The following is a 21,515-nucleotide window of genomic DNA, read 5'->3' as shown; positions in this document are numbered from 1 at the left end:
GATCGAGTTCAAGCTGCCGGTGACCGTCGAAGGCACGCTTCGATGAGTGGTAGCGGCCAAGATGTGTCCGCCGATCGAACACCCGCGCGCGGCTCGGCCCGACCCCGGCGTGCGCCGCGTGTCAGGCGCCCGCGCATACCCCTTCTGCCCGACCTCCTGCTCACTGCCGTCGAACTGGACCCGTCTGCGACCGCCCTGTCCTACGACGGCGCGCTCCTCACGTACGCCGAGTTGGACTCCCGTTCCAGCCGACTGGCACGAGCTCTGATCGGCCGTGGGCTCGGACCGGACGACGTCGTAGCGGTCGCGATGCCTCGTTCGGATCTGTCGGTTCAGTCGGTGTGGGGGATCGCCAAGTCCGGCGCCACCTTTCTGCCGGTCGACCCGAACTATCCGTCCGATCGGATCGAGCACATGCTCTCCGACTCGGGCACACGCTTCGGTGTGACGGTCACGGAGTTCGTGCACGCATTGCCGTCGACCGTCGAGTGGATGGTGCTCGACGACGAGTCGACGATCGCCGAGATAGACGAACTGGACAGCTCCACCGTGCTACCGCCCGACCGCGCCGGGACGCTGCTCGCGACGCACGGCGCGTACATGATCTATACCTCCGGTTCGACGGGAAAGCCGAAGGGAGTTGTGGTCACACACGCGGGTCTGAACGACCTCGCTGCGGAGATGCGCGAGCTGTTCGGCTTGACGCCATCGGCCCGGACCTTGCACTTCGCGTCGCCGAGCTTCGACGCCTCCGTTTTCGAGCTGCTGATGGCTGTCACCGCGTCATCGACCATGGTGATCGCCCCGGCGTCCGTGTACGGCGGGACCGAGCTCGCCGAACTCTTGCGACGGGAGCAGGTCACGCACGCCATGATCACCCCTGCCGCGATGGCGTCGGTGGATCCGAGTGATCTGAACGATTTCGAAATGGTTCTTTCCGGGGGAGAGGCGTGCCCGCCCGAACTGGTGTCGAAGTGGGCTGTGAATCGGCCCGCCGGTCCGCGCCGGTTTCTCAACGGGTACGGGCCGACCGAGGCAACCATCATGGCCACCTGCAGCGGAGCGCTCGAATCCGGCGCCCCCGTCTCCATCGGAAGTCCAATCCGGGGCGTGTCGGGCGTGGTGCTCGACGATCGACTCCATCCGACGACACCCGGTTCGAAAGGCGAGCTTTATCTGTGGGGCCCGGCACTCGCGCGCGGCTACCACGGCAGATTGGCTCTGACTGCAGAACGATTCGTCGCGAATCCATTCACGACCGATGGTTCGAGGATGTATCGCACCGGCGACATCGTGCGCTGGCGCCAGTCGAGCAGCGCGCTCGAATACGTGGGTCGCAGTGACTTTCAAGTCAAGATCCGTGGATTCCGCATCGAACTCGGTGAGATCGACGCGGCGCTGTCGATGCACGACGGTGTCGACTTCGTCGTGACGGTGGCTCGTGAAGGCGTCGGCGGCACGGCGGGCGCCGGTGCAGACTCCGGTGGAGGGGCCGGCTCGGCGATGCTCGTGTCCTACGTTCGCTCGGTCGAAGGCGTTGTGCTGAGCACTACCGAGCTCACTCGGTTCGTGGGCGACAAGCTTCCTCGTCACATGGTGCCCACCGCGATCGTGCTGATCGACGAACTTCCCCTGACACCCGCAGGCAAACTCGATCGTGCCGCATTGCCGGACCCCGTCCTGCTCGCCCGGGAATTCCGAGCGCCCGAAAGCGGAACTCAACGCGTCGTGTCCGGGGTGTTCGCCGAACTGCTCGATCTTCCGCGCGTCGGTCTGGACGACGACTTCTTCGAACTCGGCGGGAACTCACTGATCGCGACGCAGGTGGTTGCGCGTATCGGTGCTGCTCTCGATACGACGGTGTCGGTTCGATCGCTCTTCGACAATTCCTCGGTGGTGGGTCTCGCCGAGTCGATCGATGCGCAGGGCGATGTCGGGCGTCGAACACCTTTGAATGCAGGTCCTCGGCCGGATTCGATCCCGCTGTCGCTCGCGCAGCGCCGCATGTGGTTCATGAACCGGCTGGAGCCGGAGTCCGCGATCAACAACCTCCCGCTCGCAGTGCGGCTGACGGGCAAGCTCGATGCGAGTGCGCTCGCTCGGGCAGTGGTGGACGTGGTGGAGCGGCACGAGTCGCTTCGCACCTACTATCCCGATACCGACGGTGTCGGTCATCAGTCGGTCCTTCGGGCCGAGGAGGTCGCGCCCCGGCTGGAGCCGATCCGCGTGGCGGAATCCGAGATCGCCGATGTGTTGCGCGAGATGACGCTCACTGCGTTCGACCTGGCCGCCGAAGTTCCGCTGCGTGCCCGGTTGTTCGAAGTCGCCGACGGGGATTACGTGCTTGCGCTCGTCACCCACCACATCAGCGCCGACGGTGCCTCGCTGGCACCGCTGACGCGAGATCTGATGACGGCCTACCTTTCTCGCGTCGACGGCCGAGAACCGAACTGGGCCCCGCTGACCGTTCAGTACGTCGATTACACGCTCTGGCAGCAGCAGGTTCTCGGCTCGAGCGACGACCCGACATCGCCTCTCGCGGTGCAGGAGGCGTTCTGGAAATCCGAGCTGGCTTCTGTTTCGGCTCAGCTCGACCTACCGACCGATCGACCACGTCCGTCGGTACAGTCCAGTGTCGGAGCCACGGTGGAGTTCGAGATCTCCGGTGCAACGCACCGAGCGCTCCTCGAACTCGCGAAGTCCAAGAACGCCACGTTCTTCATGGTCGCCCACGCCGCGTTGGCGGTGTTGCTCGCCCGGTTGTCCAACACCGACGACATCGTCATCGGTGCGCCGATCGCAGGGCGTGGCGACGAACAGCTCGACGACCTCGTCGGCATGTTCGTCAACACTCTTCCGTTGCGTACTCGATTCGACCCGGCCGAGACCTTCGTCGATCTTCTTGCACGGGTTCAGGAATCGGATCTGGACGCGTTCGGCCACGACGCGGTTCCCTTCGAAAGGCTCGTCGAGGTTCTCGACCCGGAGCGGTCGCCGTCGCGGCACCCGATCTTTCAGGTCGCCATGTTCTTCCAGAACATGGCGCAGCAATCCTTGGAGCTTCCAGATCTTGCCGTCACACCGTTGTCGATGGACGGCGCACTCGCGAAATTCGATCTGCAGTTCACGTTGGCCGGTACCGACGCCTGGGACGGTGAGACAGGGGCGATCGCTGCGCAAATTCTCTACGCGACAGCGCTGTTCGACGAGTCCACGGTTCAGTCCATCGCGCGTCGCTACAGTCGGCTGCTGGACGCGATCGCAGCGGATCCCGCGGAATTGGTCGGTGACCTCGAACTCGTCGGCAGCGACGAGAGTCGAGTGTTGTTGCAGGAGTGGAACGATACCGATCGAGGGCTGGACTCCGAGCCGACGTTGCTGTCGGAGTTCGACAAGCGAGTAGCCACTCACGCCGACCATGTTGCCGTGGTGTTCGAAGGCCGATCCCTCACCTACCGGGAGTTCGATGCCCAGGTCGACGCGCTGGCTCGCGTGCTGATCGATCGTGGAGTCGGCCCCGAAGCTCGCGTCGCTGTGGCGATCCGACGATCGCTGGATCTGGTCGTCGGCATCTATGCCATTCTTCGTGCGGGTGCGGCGTTCGTTCCCGTGGATCCGGACCATCCCGAGAGTCGCGTTCGGTACATCCTGCAGGCGGCGGAGCCCTTCTGCGTGCTCGTGTCGGGAGACGGTGACCGCGACCTTTTCGGCGATGTCGCCGTGCTCGACGTCGCTGACCTCCCCGCGACCGAATCGAGTCTCTCGCCCGTCACCGATGCCGAACGCACTGCCTCGCTCGGACCGGACAACACCGCATACGTGATCTTCACCTCGGGTTCGACCGGCAAACCCAAGGGTGTTGCCGTGTCCCACCGTGCGGTCGTCAACCAGATGGCGTGGATGCGAACGGAATATGGCCTCAGCGAGGCCGACGTGTACCTGCAGAAGACAGCCACGACATTCGACGTCTCGCTGTGGGGCTTCTTTCTTCCTCTGCAGGTGGGCGCGGAGCTCGTATTGGCGACCCCGGACGGGCACCGCGATTCGGAGTACATCGCGGATCTGATCGCTGAGCATTCGATCACCCTCACCGATTTCGTGCCGTCGATGTTGGCGGTGTTCACCGCACATGCTTCTGCGGATCGATGCCGAAGCCTGCGCCACGTGTTCGTCATCGGCGAAGCGTTCCCGATCGAAACTGCCGACGCATTCCGATCGGTGTCCTCTGCTGGGCTGCACAACCTGTACGGCCCCACGGAGGCAGCCGTGTCGGTGACGTTCTGGGAGTCGACCGAGGCAGATCGTGGCTCGGTACCCATCGGCAGACCTGAATGGAATACGACGGCAGTAGTCCTCGACTCCCGGTTGCAGGTGGTCCCGGCAGGCACGGCGGGGGAGCTGTACCTCTCCGGAGTACAGCTTGCCCGCGGGTATCTGGGCCGACCCGATCTTTCTTCCGACCGCTTCGTCGCGGACCCCTTCGGCGCACCCGGATCCCGGATGTATCGAACAGGAGATCTCGCTCGGTGGCGCGCGGGCGGCCCTGGCGAACCGGGTGTGCTCGAGTACATCGGCCGCACGGACTTCCAGGTGAAGTTCCGCGGCCAGCGGATCGAACTCGGCGAGATCGAAGCGGCACTTCTCGCGAATCCGAGTGTCAACCAGGCGGTCGTGCTCGTAGTCGCTTTGGCAACCGGTGATCACCTCGTCGCGTATGTCGTACCGGCTCCGGGGCGCTCGGTCGACGACGTCGACGCGCGGTCCGATCTCGGTGGTGTGCTCCCCAGTTACATGATCCCGACGGCCATCGTCGTGCTGGACGAGTTCCCGTTGAACTCGAGCGGAAAACTGGACCGAAAAGCGCTCCCACAGCCGACATTCGCGGCCACCGAATTCAGAGCACCGACGACCCCCGTCGAAGAGATCGTTGCCGCGACGTTCGCGGACGTCCTCGGGGTCGACCGGGTCGGTCTCGACGACGACTTCTTCACCCTCGGCGGCAATTCACTCATCGCCACCCGGGTGGTCGCCAGACTCGGTGACGCCCTCGACTCTCGTGTGCCGGTTCGCCTGTTGTTCGAAGCGGCCGGAGTTGCGGCTCTCGCCGAGCGGATCGAAAGTTCGGTCGGCAGCGGCAGGCGCGCGCAGCTCACGAAACAGGTTCGACCGGAACAGATTCCGTTGTCGCTCGCGCAGCAGCGCATGTGGTTCCTCAATCAGCTCGATACGAATTCGGCCGCCTACAACCTCCCGGTCGCGATTCGGCTACAGGGCGAACTCGACGTCCTGGCCCTGAGTGCTGCAGTCGACGACGTGATCGACCGGCACGAATCACTGCGCACCGTCTATCCGGCGGTCGATGGACATGCCAGGCAGGACATCAGGCCTTCGACCGGACTGCACCTGAGGCCCGCGGCGGCATCCGAGTCGGACATCGAGATGCGTCTCCGTGATCTCTTCGGGCGTGGATTCGACGTAGCGAACGAAATTCCTGTGCGCGCGGAGCTGTACGTTCTGGGCGAGAACGACCACGTGCTCGCCATGGTCGTTCACCACATCGGTTCCGACGGCTATTCGATGGGACCACTTGCCCGCGATATCGTGTCGGCCTACGTCGCGCGGGCGTCGGGTCAGTCCCCGAACTGGTCGCCGCTCCCGGTGCAATACGCCGATTACGCTCTGTGGCAACGTGCTTCACTGGGCCTCGAGTCCGATCCCGAGTCACTCGCCGCGGCGCAGCTGTCCTACTGGACCGACAAGCTCTCCGGTCTCGCGCCCGAAATTTCGCTACCGCAGGATCGTCCCCGTCCGGCGGTGTCGACCAACATCGGTGGCACCGTGACCACCGTCATCGACGGCGCGAGCGTCGAGGCTCTCGATGTCCTTGCCCGCGAAAATAATTCGTCCCTGTTCATGGCGGTCCACACCGTTCTTGCGGTTGTGCTCGCCCGACTGTCCGGAACGGACGACATCGCGATCGGTACGCCCGTCGCGGGCCGGGGTGAAGCCTCTCTCGACGACGTCATCGGGATGTTCGTCAACACCTTGGTGCTTCGGACCGAACTCGATCTCGGTGCGAACTTCGCCACACTCCTCGCCGCGACGCGCGAGGTCGATCTCGAAGCGTTCGCCCACGCGGACATTCCGTTCGAGCGCGTCGTCGACGCAGTGGATCCCGAGCGGTCGCAGGCCCGGCACCCACTCTTCCAGGTGATGTTGGCCTTCCAGAACATGGAGCGGCGTGCTGTCGAACTCCCGGAACTGAAGGTCTCGCCGGTCGACATCGACTTCGAGGTCGCCAAGTTCGACCTGCAAGTGACCCTGTTCGAGGCAGGCGGGACCGACTCCGATCGAGAACTCTCGGTGCAGATCGCTTTCGCCCAGGACCTGTTCGACCGCGAGACGGTCGTGGTATTCGCCGATCGATTCGTCCGCGTGCTGCACGGGGTTCTCGCGAACCCGGATGCTGCTGTGGCCGACGTGAACGTGTTCGGCCCGGGCGAGCGAGAGTTGGTACTGCAGCGGTGGTCCGGCGCAGATCAGATGCCGGTCGCTCCACCTGTCGATCGGACCCTGGCCGCCCGATTCGACGACACGGTAGCGGCGTCGCCTGCGGCGCAGGCGCTCGTGTTCGAAGACGTGCGGTTGAACTACGAAGAACTGGCGCAGCGGGCCAACAGGCTCGCGCGGGCATTGATCGCTCACGGCGTGGGACCGGAAGCCGTCGTCGCGGTCATGCTGCCACGGTCCGTCGATCTCGTGGTCGCTGTTCTCGCCGTCGTCGCATCGGGCGCAGGGTACGTGCCCATCGACCCGTCGTATCCGCAGGAGCGAATCGATTACGTGCTCGGCGACTCGGCACCGACCGTCGTGCTGACCTGGTCGGGTCGAGACCGAGTTGTCGGGTCGAGCGTCGCTTTTCTCGACCTGGACACTCTCGAACTCGATGCGTACTCCGCCGGACCCGTCGGCGACCACGAGCGGACCGCGCCGCTGCGGCCCTCGGATGTGGCCTACGTGATCTACACGTCGGGGTCGACCGGTTTGCCGAAAGGCGTTGCGGTGCCGCACAGCGCAGTCGGCCGACTGCTCGACGGCACCGATCTGTTGTTCGCGTTCGGTCCCGACGACGTCTGGACGCTGTTCCACTCGTACGCATTCGACTTCTCGGTATGGGAACTGTGGGGACCCCTGCTGCATGGCGGCACTCTCGTCGTGGTCGACTACTTCACGTCGCGATCGCCCGATCTGTTCCGGCAACTGCTGATCCGCGAGAAGGTCACGGTGCTCAACCAGACGCCGTCGGCGTTCTATCAGCTGGCCGAGATCGACCGTATCGAAGGTGGATCGGATCTGGCGGGCCTGCGCTACATCGTCTTCGGAGGTGAGGCTCTCGAACTACGTCGACTGTCGTCGTGGATCGACCGCTACGGCGATCAGTCACCACGCTTGGTGAACATGTACGGAATCACCGAGACCACCGTGCACGTCTCGCATCGAGAACTCGATTCTGCGCTCGTCGCATCGGCGTCGGGCTCCGTTGTCGGACGGCCGATTCCCGGTCTCCGGATTCACGTACTCGACTCGCGACTCGCGCCGGTCCCTCGCGGTGTAGCGGGTGAGTTGTACATCGGGGGCGAGCAGTTGGCGCGCGGCTATCTCGGGAAGCACGCGCTGACCGCGACGCGATTCGTCGCGGACCCGTTCCACGGCGGCGGTTCACGTCTGTACAGGTCCGGAGACGTCGCACGCTGGAACACCACCGGGGAACTGGAATTCGTCGGCCGTGCCGATGACCAGGTGAAGATCCGTGGATTCCGCATCGAACTCGGCGAAATCGAAGCGGTGATTCTCGAACTCGAGCGGGTAGCGCAGGTCGCAGTGATCTCGCGCGAGGACACCCCGGGATCGGCTCGCCTGGTGGCTTACGTGGTCCCCGGTGCCGGCTCGTCTCTCGACACCGACGATCTGCGTGAACAGATCTCGGCTGCGGTACCCGAGTACATGGTGCCCGCCGCGTTCGTGGTTCTGGATTCGATTCCGTTGACCGTCAACGGCAAGCTCGATCGCCGTGCGCTGCCCGCACCGACGGTTCAGTCGACCGAATTCCAGGCGCCGACGACCGACGCCGAGCGCATTGTCGGCGACGTGTTTGCCGACGTACTGGGCGTGGACCGGGTGGGAATTCACGACTCGTTCTTCGCTCTCGGCGGCGACAGCATCATGTCGATTCAGGTCGTGTCCCGGGTGAAAGCCAGGGGACTGTCCATCACCGCTCGAAACGTATTCGAGCACAAGACAGTCGCAGCTATCGCCGAGGTCGCCACCGCGCTCGACGCAGACAGCTCGTCCGCGCTCGCCGAGATGCCAGGCGGCGGTGTCGGCTCGATGCCGGTGACCCCGATAGTGGCGCAGATGCTGGGGCGTGGCCCACGACTCGGGCGGTACACGCAGAACCTGGCGCTCGAGTTGCCCGCGGAAATCGACGAGCATGGCGTCGTCGCCACGATTCAAGCCGTGATCGATCATCACGACGTCCTGCGGTCGAAGCTGGTCAGGATCGATGGGGTGTCGACTCAGTATGTCGCCGAACGTGGTTCGGTCGACGCGTCGGCTCTACTGCACCGGGTCGGCGTCGCTGCGTCGGTCGACGCGGACGAACTGCGGGCCTTGGCGTTGCGGGAGACAGATCTGGCGATGGACAGGCTCGACCCGTTCGATGGGGTCGTGTTGCAGTTCGTCTGGCTCGATCCCGAATCCGTCGACGGTGAACAGGCCAGGACCGGACGGCTCGTGATCGTGGCGCACCACCTCGTCGTCGATGGGGTGTCGTGGCGCATCATCGTCCCGGATCTGGTGAAGGCGTGGATCTCGGTGTCGGCTGGCCAAGTCCCCGTACTCGAGCCCGTCGGTACGTCCTTCCGGCGGTGGGCTCACGGGTTGGCGGACGGGGCTCTGTCCGATCAGCGCCGCAGCGAGCTTCCCTACTGGGAAGGGGTGCTCGGCGGACCGGACACGCCGCTCGGATCGCGGCCGTTCGATGCCGCGGTGGATGTCGCGTCCACGGTGGAGCGAGTCGAGTTCGAGCTACCCGCCGGCGTCACCGACACGATGTTGACCACCGTCCCCAGACTGTTCCACGGCAGCGTCAGCGATGGATTGCTCGCCGCGTTCACGCTGGCGTTGAGTCGATGGCGTCAGGCGCGCGGTGTGGTGGACGACCGTGCCGCACTGATTCGGTTCGAAGGGCACGGGCGCGAAGAAGACGCGGTGCCAGGCGCCGATCTGTCGCGCACCGTCGGATGGTTCACGAGCATCTTCCCGGTGCGATTCGACCTCGCTGACATCGACCTCGACGACGCTCTGACCGGTGGCCCGCATCTGGGACGAACCGTCAAGATCGTCAAGGAGGCGCTGCGAGGCGTGCCCGACCGCGGCATCGGCTTCGGTCAACTTCGTTATCTGGACCCGGAATCGGGTGCTCGGCTCGCATCCGGGAGTGCCGGACAGATCTTGTTCAATTACCTCGGACGGGTCGGTCAGGAAACGGTCCCGAACGAGTTCAGCGGGATCGGATGGTTGCCTGCAGGCGATCTCGGGGACCTTGCCGGGGCGGCGGAGCCGGGCATGTCCGCGATGGCAACGCTCGACATCAACTCCGTCGTCATCGGCGACCGACTCAGCGGGTCACTGGCATTTCCGTCCGGGCTGTTGGCCACCGAGGACGTACGCGAACTCGCCGATCTATGGGTCGGCACGCTCGAGCTTCTCGACGAGTACTGCCGGAAGGAGGGCGTCGGCGGACACACCGCTTCGGATTTCGAATTGGTGCAGACCTCGTCGTCCGATATCGAGCGGTGGGAGGCCGAGTACAGCGCGGTGACCGACGTCTGGCCGTTGACTCCGTTGCAAGCCGGGTTGTACTTCCACGGCGGTCTCGACGACGTGACGAGTTCGGACGCGTACACCGTTCAGATCTCGCTCGACCTTGGCGGCAGTGTCGACTCGGAGCGGCTGCACCGCGCGGCGCGGGCGTTGGTGACCAGGCACGCGAACCTACGAACCGCGTTCGTCCAGGACGAGACAGGCACGCCGGTTCAGATCGTCGTCGACGGGGTGACGCCGCAGTGGACGGAGATCGACCTCACCGCGGAACAGCCCGACTCGATGGACTCGCATGCGGACGTCATCATCGCCGAGGACAAGCTTCGCGGTTTCGATCTCGCTGCGCCGCCGCTGCTTCGGTTCACTCTCATTCGTCGCAGCAACGACCCCGAGGGTGTCACGGCGACGCTGGTAGTGACCAATCATCATGTGCTGTTGGATGGTTGGTCGATGCCATTGCTCATGCAGGAACTGATCTTCCTCTACGCCACGAGCGGCGACCCCGCGCATCTACCGAGGGTCCGTCCGTTTCGCAACTACCTCGCATGGCTCGGGCAACGTGACCGCCATGCGTCCGCCGAGGCGTGGAAGCTCGCCCTCGCGCCGGTGTCGGAACCGACGATGTTGTTCGCCGGACATTCCGCGCAGGCCGGAGCCGGAATGGGGGAGTATGCACTGACGCTCTCCGAGGAGACCACGACGCGACTGTCGTCCGCTGCCTCCCGCATCGGTGTCACGCTGAACACGATGGTCCAGGCATCCTGGGGAATCGTGTTGAGCAGGTTGCTTGCTCGACGTGACGTCGCATTCGGCGCCACCGTTTCCGGCCGTCCGGCCGAACTTCCCGGCGTCGAATCGATGGTCGGGCTGTTCATCAACACCGTACCGGTTCGCGTGTCGGTGGATCCGCAATCGACGGTGTCGCAACACTTGTCGTCTCTGCAAGCGCAGCAGGCGGACCTACTCGACCATCACTACACCGGGCTGACCGACATAGTCGAGGCTGCGGGTGATGGAGCGAACTTCGACACGCTCGTGGTGTTCGAGTCCTATCCGGTCGATCGATCAGCGATTGCCGAGGGCGGTTCCATCGACGGTCTTCGGCTGCTGGGCGTCGACACTGCTGACGGAAGCCATTATCCGTTGACCTTGGTGACGACGGTGGACGCGCGGATCCAGATCCGCCTCAAATACCGTCGTGACACCATCGATGATGGATCTGTGACGACTCTGGCGCAACGACTTTCGCGCGTCATGGAGCACATGTCCGAGCCCGAGATGAAGATCGGTTCGATCGACATCCTGGACGCGTCCGAACGCATCGAGCTGACCACGACGTCCAGTGGGCCCGCCGTGCCGCCGGTTCTGTTGCCGGATCTGCTGGCAACGGCGGTCGAGCGTGACCCGGATGCGACGGCGGTGGTGAGTGGGTCCGAGACGATCTCGTACCGACAGTTGGACAGGCGCTCTTCGCGGTTGGCTCGCATGTTGACCTCCCTCGGTGCCGAGGCCGACAGTCTGATCGGTGTGGCGTTGCCGCGGTCGGTCGATTCGGTCATGTCGGTGTGGGGTGTCGCGAAGTCGGGTGGCGCCGTGGTGCCCCTCGATCCGGGCTATCCGGCCGACAGGGTGGAACGAATGGTCGTCGATTCGGGTGTGCGAATCGGTGTGACCTCGACCGAGTTCGTTGCGGAGTTGCCGACCGGTGTGCGGTGGATCGTGTTGGACGACCCGGCTGTGCAGGAGTCCTTGGCGTCGCTGTCGGCCGAGTCGGTGTCGGCCACCGAACGGGTCGGACACCTCGCGCCGGACTCGGCGGCCTACGTCGTCTTCACCTCGGGCTCGACCGGTGTGCCGAAGGGTGTCGTGGTCACTCAGGCCGGGTTGGCGAATTTCTGTGCGGAGCAAGTGGATCGTTACGGCTTGACGGCGCAGTCACGGACGCTGCATTTCGCGTCACCGAGTTTCGATGCGTCGATGCTCGAGTTGTTGTTGGCGGTGGGTGCGTCCTCGACGATGGTCGTCGCCGAAGCGTCCGTGTTCGGCGGATCCGATTTGGGGGATCTGCTGGTTGCCCAACGTGTCTCGCATGCGTTCGTGACACCCGCGGCGTTGGCGTCGGTGGACCCGGTGGGCTTGGTGGACCTACAGATGGTGGTGGTGGGCGGCGAGGCGTGTTCGCCGGAGCTGGTTGCCCGGTGGGCCGTCGAGCGTGGCGAGGGCAGGGGCGTTCGAGAGTTCTTCAACGGATACGGTCCGACCGAGACCACGATCATGACCAACATTTCCGACGCATTGGTGCCCGGTGCAGACGTGACGATCGGCGGTCCGGTCCGAGGTATGACCTCGCTGGTGTTGGACGCCGGACTTTCGCCTGTGCCTGTCGGTGTGACCGGTGAATTGTACTTGGCCGGTGTGCAATTGGCGCGTGGCTATCACCGACGGTACGGGCTTACCGCGGAACGGTTCGTTGCGAATCCGTTCGGCGTCGGGGGCGCCCGCATGTACCGAACCGGTGACATGGTCAGGTGGATCGGCGACGATACGGGTGCGCCCGTGTCGATCGAGTACCTGGGACGCAGCGATTTTCAGGTGAAGGTGCGAGGCTTCCGCATCGAGTTGGGTGAGATCGACTCGGTCCTGACGTCGTATCCGGACGTGGAGTTCGCGGTGACTGTGGCACGTTCGGGCGACGAGGGCGTGGCCGGTACGACGGTGCTGGTGTCCTACGTGATGCCTGCGGATGATGCGGACCTGGACATGGTGAAGGTTCGGAGCTGGGTGCAGGAGCGGTTACCGCGTCACATGGTGCCGGCTCAGGTCATGGTGCTCGACGAGTTGCCGTTGACCCCGGTGGGGAAGTTGGACCGGAGTGCGTTGCCGGCGCCGGTGTCGGTAATACGTGAATTCCGCGCTCCCGAATCGGAGTCGGAGGTCGCGGTAGCCGGTGTCTTCGCCGACGTGCTGGGTGTCGACCGGGTGGGCCTCGACGACGACTTCTTCGAATTGGGTGGCAACTCGCTCGTCGCAACCCGAGCCGTGGCTCAACTACGCCGAGAGGTCGCGCCCGATATTCGGGTGCAGTGGTTCTTCACGGACCGGACAGTCCACGATCTGGCCAGGAGGATCGACGAATCCGGTTCGGCCGCAGCAGGGTCGGTCGACGACAGTCTCGCCGTGCTTCTTCCGCTTCGTCGCGGCGGGGACGCAGCGCCGGTGTTCTGTGTACATCCGATGCTGGGATTCGCGTGGCCGTACGCCGGTCTCCTGGCGTACCTCGACGAGAGCCGTCCGGTTTTCGGGCTTCAATCTCCGGGGCTGACAACGCCGAAGTCCGTTCCGACGTCGATCGAGGACTACGCGAGCCGCTACGTCGACGAGGTTCGCCGTGTGCGTCCCTCGGGCCCATACCATCTGCTCGGATGGTCACTCGGCGGTGTCATCGCGCACGCGATGGCAGTGATGTTGCGCGCCGCAGGCGAGCAGGTCACGTTGACGATGTTGGACTCGGTCCTGCACATCGGCCGTGACGAGTTCGAGGAGGAGTTGACGTCGCTGTTGGTTCCGGCAGGTGTCCTCGCCGAGGGTGCGCCGGTCCCGGCCGTTCTGACCGCCGAGCAGGCGGACCGAGCTGCCGCTGCTCTCGTCGACGGTCCGGTCGAACTCACTGCAGGACAGTTGCATTCGATCTATTCGGGTGCGGTGGCTGCGCCTGGACAGATCAACGACTATGCACCTGCCGAGTTCGATCGGCCGCTGTTGTACTTCACGGCGGGCAGTACGCACCCAGACAACGTCGAGGCGGCCCGCCAGTGGAGCGAGCATGTCACCGAGATTCGAGAGGTCGTCGTCGATGCGGCACACGAAGATATGACCGGCCCGAGCGCCCTCGCAGTAGTCGGACCCGTTCTCGACGAGTATCTGAACGCGAACGACGAACGCAACGGATAACCGGGCCGAACGGACGCGATAAACTGCTCGGCGTCGGCGAGCACGTGCCAACCGACAAGTGACGCAGCCCAACTGTGGCACGTTTCAAGTGTTTCGATGAGAAAAGGTGAACCGATCTATGCGCAGAGTCCGTCCACGTCCTTCGGTCCGGGGGGTCCGATTCGCGGGCAAGTATGCCGTGGCAGCGGCTGCATTGGCGATGCTGCCCATGGCCGCAAGTGGTTTCGCGGCCTCCGCTGATCCCGTCACCGACAGTGGCGACCTCTACGCGTACCCGACCACGTCCAACGGGTCCAAGATCACCCACACGAAGGTCATGGACGATCAGCATCTGATCGTCTACGTCTATTCCGCAGCGATGGACAAGGAAGTTCCGCTCGACGTGTGGCGTCCGGCGGACACGAGCGTTCCTCGGCCCACCCTGTACCTCCTCAACGGCGCGGGCGGTGGCGAAGACAGTGCAACCTGGCGCTTCCGAACCGACGCGATCGACTTCTTCGCCGACAAGAACGTCAACGTGGTGTCACCTGTCGGCGGCAAGTGGAGCTTCTACACCGACTGGAAGCAGGAGGATCCCGTTCTCGGCGTGAACAAGTGGTCGACGTTCCTCACCGAGGAGCTACCGCCGCTGATCGATGCCGGTCTCGGTACCAACGGGGTCAATTCGATCGCCGGTCTGTCCTCGTCGGGAACCTCGGTGCTGCAGCTGGCGATCAACTCACCAGGGCTGTACAAGGGAGTCGCCGCCTACAGCGGCTGTGCGCAGACCAGTGACCCGATCGGACAGCAGTTCGTCAAGCTCACCACCGAAACCTGGGGTGGCGGCGACACACTCAACATGTGGGGCCCGCCCACCGACCCGCTGTGGGTGGAGAACGATCCGTACGTGCACGCCGAACGCCTTCGAGGCCTCGAGCTGTACATCTCCAACGGCAATGGGCTGCCGGGACAGAACGACACCCTGAACGGTCCTGGAATCGACGGCGATCCTTCTGCGTTGGCCAACCAGGTCGTCGTCGGCGGAGTCATCGAGGCCGCAACGAACTACTGTGCCCACAACTTGGCGAACAAGCTGGGGGAGCTCGGTATACCCGCCACGGTCGACTTCCGTGACTCCGGTAGCCACTCGTGGGGTTACTGGCAGGACGATTTGAAGAACTCGTGGCCGGTGCTGGCACGATCGCTGGGAATCTGAGCGTTCCCGACTTACGACAAAGGCCCCATCTGCGAGTGAATGCAGATGGGGCCTTGTGCGGTCAGGGGGTGCTGTCGCTTCTGTAGCCGGCTAATTGCACGGAGCGGTATGGGTGTCCGCATAGGACGGATCGAGCGCCGTCTGGACAATGTAGGTCACTCGGTCGTCGAACGTCAGTCCCTGGTGGGGCACCGTGTTCGACTCACAACCATCTTGTACCCACATGTTGCGTACCTCGGCTGAGCCGGTCCCGTCGAGGAATGTGCGCTCGGGAGGTGTGACCACCTTGTCGAACTTGGTGCCGACCACGGTGTAGCGGACTCCTGGCTCGACCTCGCCGCCTGCGTTCAGGCGCTGCAGAGTGGGGGAGCCGATGAGTTGCTGACGACCCGCGGTGCCGAGTCCGGTCAGACCGAACAGCAGTTCGGAGATGATGGTCTGGTCGAGTCCTGCGGCGGCGAGGACGAGGTACATCTGTTGGATACCGCCGAAGTTGGTCCCATGATTGGTCCCGCCCAGCGTCACGAGGTTCTCGACCTTGCTGGCCGATGGATCGGCGTCGTTCACTCCACCGTTGAACTTCAGGTACTGGCGCGCAACCGTTCCGCCTTGAGAGTGACCGACGATATCAACCTTCGCGGCGCCTGTCTGGGCAAGGACGACGTCGATGAAGGCGCCCAACCGTGCTGCCGACACCGGGATGTCACCGAGACCCCAGATGACCTTGTTCGGGTCGAGCAACGTGCGTACGGCGCCGTAGTCCAGGGCGTAGACGCAGTATCCCTGCTCGGCGAGAGCCGGAGCCATCGTCGTCCACGTGGTGGCCATGTCCGAGCCAGTTCCGTGCACGAGCACCACCGGTCGCGGATGGGCCTCGGACGGTACGCACGACCAGTCGTTTGCACCGGCCGGGGCCGCTCCCATATCGGAGAACTCGGATGGCAGCGGCGAGTCCACGGTGTCCGCGCCTGCGGACGGAGTGGACACCACTGAACTGCCGAGCGCGATCAACGCCGCGGATGCCAGAGCGATGGCGACCCTGCCTCTGGGTTTCGGCACGTACGAACGACCCTTCGTTTCGACTCGACCGTTCCGACTGGCGGACCGGCAGCAAAAAACCGGGGGCGAGGATCGTCTCCGGTCTGCCTACAACGATAACAGCGCTCGAGTGTGGTAAAGCAATTCCGAAGCTCGAACCGGTGAACTTTTGCCTACTGTTCGGTCTCGATTTCCTCGGATTGTCGGACGGCGAGGCGGGTCTATCCGGTCTCCGCAGCGCGCTTGTAGCCACGAATCGCGGGATAGAGGAAGACGGCGACCATGCCGAGTGCCCAGGCCAGAGTCTGCAGCACCGGAACCAGTACGGGCCCACCCAGCGACAGGCCGCGCATCGCATCGACCGCACACGACATGGGCTGCGCGGCCACGACGGGTTGGAGCCATGGTGGGTACGCCGCGACCGGGACGAATCCGGAATTGAAGAACATCAGCAGGGTGCAGCCGATGGATACGACCTCGACGAGGGGAGACTCACCGGCAATCGTAGCGAGGAAGGTCACCATGACTGCGAATCCGATCCCGAACGCGATCGGTAGCAGCAGCAGCGCGATGGCCGAGGGGATTCCCTGGTTGAACCGGAACCCGATGGCCATGCCCACCGCCACGATGACGATCGTCGTCGCGAAGACGCGGATCGCTTCGGCCATCATGCGGCCGAGCAGGCCTGATGCGCGGTGCGTCGGCGTCGTCGCGAACCGGCTGAGCAGACCGCTCTTCTTCTCGCCCTTCAACCCCACTGCACTGACGATCGAGCCGAACATCGCGCCGACCAGCGCGATCATCGGCACAGTTCCGTACACGCTCGGTGAGCCCGTCGCCGCCGAGATGGAATTGCCGAGCACGATCCTGAACATCAGAAGCGTCAAGGCCGGGTACAGGAGAGCCTGGATCATGGTCGACGGATCGCGGGCCCATCGCTTGAGTAGCCGAGTGCATTGGATCAGGCTGTGGGTCCACAGCGCCCGTACGGAGTTCTCGGCGAAGTGGAGGTTCGGTTCCGGGAAGTCCAGCCGGCTCACCTGTCCACCGGTTTCCACTGTCGGGGTGCTCATGATCGCCTCGAATTCGCCCACAGGGCCAACGGCACGAACAGCACCAGCAGACCGACTATCCACGCGAGCGACGGCCACAGCACGTGAAAGCTGACGCCGCCCTCGGCCATGTCACGCATGGAGAACGAGAACTGGGAGATGGGCTGGTTGCGGACCCACGGCCTGATCCACTCCGGAAACCCCGACTCGGGAACGAAACCGCACGACGCCATACCCAGGATCAGCTGGGGAAGGGTGAGCATCTGGCTGGTCGATTCCGGACTCTTCGAGAGCGTTCCGATCGCGTCTGCGCCGACGGAGAGCATCGTGCTGATCGCGAGCGCGAAGGCGCAGAACAGTACCGCCTGGCCTAGACCCGCGCTGAATCGGAAACCGATGACGTACCCGAATCCGAGCGCCGCAGTCAGCGACACCACGGATCGGACGACACCGGCCGAGATGCGCGACACCAGGGGCACCGCACCGACGACGGGCATGGTCTGCAGTCGTGTGTTGAACCCACTCAGTGACTCGGCCGACGCGCGCTGCGACGCCGAGATAGCGGTGAACGCCATCGCCTGAAGCACGATGATCGGCATCAGGAACTGCGCGTAGTCGATCCCCTGCAGCTGCATGACGAACTTGAGCGGCAGATAGAAGCCGACAGTGAAGATGAGCGGCGCGATGACCGCAACCACCAACTCGCCGTGCCGCACCATGGTCCACACCGAGCGCGCCGTCAGAACCTGCCATTGCACGAACCCCGATGGGCTGGGCTTGCGGTGGACAGGTCGGGTGGCGGACCTTGTATTCGACGCCGAATGGCTACCGACGGAGTTGGACTCGGCACGCACTCTCGGACTGGTGGCCGTCATCGGGCATCGACACCTGTGTCGGCAGGCGCGGCGCTGTCGGTCGAGTGCGAGTGTCCGGTCAAGGTGAGGAAGACATCGTCGAGAGATGGGCGACGTAGTGCGATGTCGGCGAGGTCGATTCCCGCGGCGTCGATGCGGCGCAAGATCTCCGAGAGCGTTGCAGCACCTCCCGGCGCCGGGACGGACAGACGCACCGCGTCGGACGCGATCTCGGCGCGATTCGCGGGAGGTAGCAGTTCGCCGAGCGCGTCGGCCACACGTCGAAGCTGAGACGGATCGAGAGGGACCACCTCGCAGTAACTGCCACCGGTGCGTGCCTTGAGCTCGTCGGATGTCCCCTCGGCGATGACCGTGCCCTTGTCGATCACGATGATGTTGTCGCTGAGCACATCGGCTTCTTCGAGGTACTGGGTGGTCAGTAGCACCGTGATGCCTTGAGCCTTCAACGCCTGTACGAGCGACCACACACCCTGGCGGCTGCGCGGATCGAGCCCGGTCGTCGGTTCGTCGAGGAACACGACCTGGGGTCGAACCACAAGACCGCACGCGATGTCGATGCGGCGGCGCATTCCGCCCGAGTACCCGCGGACCGGCCTCTTGCCTGTGTCGGCGAGGTCGAATTCCTCGAGCAAAGCGTGTGCGCGGGCTTTCGATGCCTTCTTGTCCAGCCCCATCAGACGTCCGAACAGTTCGATGTTCTCGCGGCCGGACAGCGTGTCGTCCAACGCCGCGTACTGGCCCGTCATCATGATCGATCGCCGTACGGCAGGGGCATTGGTCGCGACATCGTGACCGGCGACCATGGCACGCCCGGAATCCGGCTTCAGCAGCGTCGCCAGCACCTTGACCATGGTGGTCTTGCCGGCTCCGTTGGGGCCGAGAATGCCGAGAACGGTACCTCGCGGCGCTGCGAAACTGATGCCACGAAGGGCGTGGACGTCGTCGAACGACTTGTGGACGTCCTCCACCAGAACTGCTGCGTCCTCGGACAGTGGCATCGATTCTCCGTGCGGTCGGTGTAGAAAAAGTGTGGTGGACGGTCTCGACGGGTTTTCGTACCCGTAGTCAATCCATGCACCCGCCGGAAATGTTACCTGCAGTAATGGGCGCGCCCTCCCGAGTGCTTATGCCCAGGTGATTCCTATTTCGTCCTCGACATCGAGTTTCCGGCACAAAGACCGGATTCCGGTGTAATCCTGGACCAATTGCCGACGCGTGTGGTCGTTCCGTGTGTCGTCGAGCATTCGGTCTTTCCCCGCCACGCCTTCACACTCGAGAATGGCCTCCCAGGTGGAGAAATCAGTGGCCGAGAATGCATTCATTCCCGCTGCCAACCCGTCGAGGAAAAATCTTCTTTCGGTCGATTTCAGCTTTTCGAACACGATCACTGCCATTTCGTCGGCAATCGACGCGTGGCAGTACTCGTCTCGGTTGTGCAGTTTCACCGTCGCTCGATTGACCGGTTGAATGCTCTCGTTGTCCTCGATCAGATCGAGGTACGACGTGATCGAGATCTCCGCGACCGTCATGTATGCCAGAGCGCTCAGAGCGGCTTCGGTCGGGTTGTCGGCCTCGAGTTGAGCTGCGGCCCGGCGCCGAACCGTTGCGCTGAAGGGGAGCGCGCGCTCGGGCATGGCCCATCCTCGTTGGCGTCGGGTGAGAGCGCTCGCGTTGAGGTGCATGAGGGTGTGGTACTGCTCGTCGACCATCGCCTGCGTCACGGCAACTGCTAGAACGTCGCCCATGCCGGTGTCGAAGGCGTCCTGCGCGAGAAGCGAGAAGCCTGGGTTGACGACGTGCTGTTCGACGTCCATCACGTTCTTGTTGAAGGCGATCCACCCCCACGCCCTGATCCTGTCCTTCGTGGTCTCGGGCAGGCCGACGTAGACGTCGTGTTCGGCGAACGGGATCAAGTCCTCGGGGTAGTCGTGCTTGGAATGATCGAAAAGATCGTCCAGGTCGGGCTCCGGCTTCTTCACCGTCGCCCGGTTGCTCCAATTGCCGGCCAGGCGTGACACGACCGCGCTCTCGACGAGATCGTCCGGGTCGTGTGCGGGCAGCGATGGCATGTCGATCACCGTCGATCCTCCTCCCGTGCTGGTTCTCGCACGATACCGAAAAGTCGAGCACACAATGCTCGGTACTCGTTGCCGTCCGGAACAGATCTTCCAGCGTCGAGCAGATAGCGGGTGAAGTCCGACTCCTCACCGGAGGCGACTGCGGTGTCGAGATCCGTCAGTGCCGTCGTTAATGCGTGTCGCGCGGGACCGGCGTAGGGATTGCCTGCCTGCACGTCCCAGTACACCTCCGGTTCGCCACCCGCGATTCGAGCCAGCAGAGCGAGCGCGGTACGAGCAGGCGGCGGCGCAACGGCTTCCACGAGTGCTGGGTCGACGTCGAGCGATGCAAGCGCCGATCCGAAGGCCAGAACCGCGGCGTGCGTCAAGGCCTGGGTTGCTGCGGCCACACGGTCGTGCTGGTCGGCGCCGACGGTCACGATCCGTCCGCCCCAGGTGCCGATGCGGTGCAGGAAGTCGTCGACTCGGGCACCGGAGCGGTGTGCGACTGCGGCGACCGGTCGACCGTCCATTCCCAATGACGGTGCGAACATCGGGTTGATTCCCAAGATCTGTAGACCTGCAGGAGCTGTGGACGCCACCGCAGCGAAGCCCGACTTGACCGACAGCGTCTCGACGACGAGCGCATCCTCACCGAACAGAGACAGGTCCGTCGACAACGCCACCGACTCGGGAACGGCCAATACGACGACGGGTGCGTTCTTCACTGTGGGGGCAAGGTCGGCGTTCAATGCGCGGATGTCGCCGGAGATGTGATCGATGGAGTCGTACTTCGAGGATGGATCGATGGTGAGCACCGAAAGTCCGTCACCGACGAGAAGGTCGACGAGCAACGACCCGACGGCGCCGCAGCCGCCGATGACGACGGCGTCGTACGGTGTCGTGTTGCTCTGGGCCTGCGGCGGAGCCGCCTCGGGTGGCTGCTCGGTCACGATTGTTCGCTGTCGTATCGCGCCCGCGCGGCCTCGACGCTGTCCATGTGTTGCTCGGCCCAGATCTTGACCTCGCGAATCACCGGAAGAAGCGAGCTTCCGAGTGGAGTGAGCGAGTAGTCGACCCGAACCGGAACCGCGGCGGTGACCGTTCGATCGACGAGTCCATCGCGTTCGAGGGTTCGGAGTGTCTGAGTCAGCATCTTCTGACTGACTCCGGCCAACCGTCGAGCCAGTTCGGAGTACCGATGCGAACCGTCGCCGAGTGCGACGAGGACGAGCGAGACCCATTTGTCGCTGACGCGATCCAGCAGTCGACGACTGGGACAGGCCGCCAGATAGGCGTCGTATTCACTTTTCGCGGCGGCACGGGCCGCCGCCGCAGTCATGGTCGGCATCTGTGGGCTTCCTCCTCGGTTTCCTACGCACTTCAAGGTGCCTACTTCCCGTTGGAGAGTGACATCGACACAGTGGAAAAGCAACTACCCAGTACGACGAAAGAGCACGTA

General features: G+C 64.1%; 9 protein-coding genes. 2 read left to right on the top strand and 7 right to left on the bottom strand.

Annotated features, from left to right (window positions below; all coding sequences use genetic code 11):
- Positions 1–42: 42 nt before the first annotated feature.
- On the top strand, positions 43–13,836 hold the full coding sequence (locus tag ACODSO_RS13430) for a non-ribosomal peptide synthetase (RefSeq protein WP_489037322.1): 13,794 nt from the start codon (positions 43–45) through the stop codon (positions 13,834–13,836).
- Between the two features lie 199 nt (positions 13,837–14,035).
- Positions 14,036–15,031, top strand: coding sequence for an alpha/beta hydrolase (locus ACODSO_RS13425; protein ID WP_489037331.1), 996 nt, complete (start codon positions 14,036–14,038; stop codon positions 15,029–15,031).
- A gap of 90 nt (positions 15,032–15,121) precedes the next feature.
- On the opposite strand, the gene ACODSO_RS13420 is transcribed toward ACODSO_RS13425, so the two are convergent.
- The 7 genes from ACODSO_RS13420 to ACODSO_RS13390 all read right to left on the bottom strand — a co-directional run bounded on the left by ACODSO_RS13420 (position 15,122) and on the right by ACODSO_RS13390 (position 21,404).
- Entirely contained in the window at positions 15,122–16,090 is a 969-nt protein-coding gene (locus ACODSO_RS13420; RefSeq protein WP_489037321.1) for an esterase/lipase family protein, read from the bottom strand.
- Between the two features lie 200 nt (positions 16,091–16,290).
- On the bottom strand, positions 16,291–17,142 hold the full coding sequence (locus ACODSO_RS13415) for an ABC transporter permease (protein ID WP_489037320.1): 852 nt from the start codon (positions 17,140–17,142) through the stop codon (positions 16,291–16,293).
- On the bottom strand, positions 17,139–17,996 hold the full coding sequence (locus ACODSO_RS13410) for an ABC transporter permease (protein ID WP_489037319.1): 858 nt from the start codon (positions 17,994–17,996) through the stop codon (positions 17,139–17,141). The genes ACODSO_RS13415 and ACODSO_RS13410 overlap by 4 nt, the downstream gene beginning before the upstream one ends.
- A complete protein-coding gene (locus ACODSO_RS13405; RefSeq protein ID WP_489037318.1) occupies positions 17,993–18,994 on the bottom strand; it encodes an ATP-binding cassette domain-containing protein in 1,002 nt (333 codons plus the stop codon). The genes ACODSO_RS13410 and ACODSO_RS13405 overlap by 4 nt, the downstream gene beginning before the upstream one ends.
- Before the next feature lie 126 nt (positions 18,995–19,120).
- Positions 19,121–20,065: an AurF N-oxygenase family protein gene (locus tag ACODSO_RS13400; protein ID WP_489037330.1), complete on the bottom strand. Its 945-nt coding sequence runs from the start codon at positions 20,063–20,065 to the stop codon at positions 19,121–19,123.
- 5 nt (positions 20,066–20,070) lie between these two features.
- A complete protein-coding gene (locus ACODSO_RS13395) occupies positions 20,071–21,006 on the bottom strand; it encodes a prephenate dehydrogenase dimerization domain-containing protein (RefSeq protein ID WP_489037317.1) in 936 nt (311 codons plus the stop codon).
- Positions 21,003–21,404: a winged helix-turn-helix transcriptional regulator gene (locus ACODSO_RS13390; RefSeq protein WP_068380802.1), complete on the bottom strand. Its 402-nt coding sequence runs from the start codon at positions 21,402–21,404 to the stop codon at positions 21,003–21,005. Before ACODSO_RS13390 ends, ACODSO_RS13395 begins: the two co-directional genes overlap by 4 nt.
- Between the last annotated feature and the right edge of the window lie 111 nt (positions 21,405–21,515).

The sequence above is a fragment of the Rhodococcus sp. FG69 genome (genome assembly GCF_057808915.1).
This window is presented reverse-complemented; position numbering and strand designations above follow the sequence as displayed.

Coding starts and splice junctions, on each gene's coding strand:
- ACODSO_RS13400 (WP_489037330.1), bottom strand. CDS start 20,065: ATGCCATCGCTGCCCGCACACGACCCGGACGATCTCGTCGAGAGCGCG.
- ACODSO_RS13405 (WP_489037318.1), bottom strand. CDS start 18,994: ATGCCACTGTCCGAGGACGCAGCAGTTCTGGTGGAGGACGTCCACAAG.
- ACODSO_RS13390 (WP_068380802.1), bottom strand. CDS start 21,404: ATGCCGACCATGACTGCGGCGGCGGCCCGTGCCGCCGCGAAAAGTGAA.
- ACODSO_RS13410 (WP_489037319.1), bottom strand. CDS start 17,996: ATGACGGCCACCAGTCCGAGAGTGCGTGCCGAGTCCAACTCCGTCGGT.
- ACODSO_RS13430 (WP_489037322.1), top strand. CDS start 43: ATGAGTGGTAGCGGCCAAGATGTGTCCGCCGATCGAACACCCGCGCGC.
- ACODSO_RS13425 (WP_489037331.1), top strand. CDS start 14,036: ATGCTGCCCATGGCCGCAAGTGGTTTCGCGGCCTCCGCTGATCCCGTC.
- ACODSO_RS13415 (WP_489037320.1), bottom strand. CDS start 17,142: ATGAGCACCCCGACAGTGGAAACCGGTGGACAGGTGAGCCGGCTGGAC.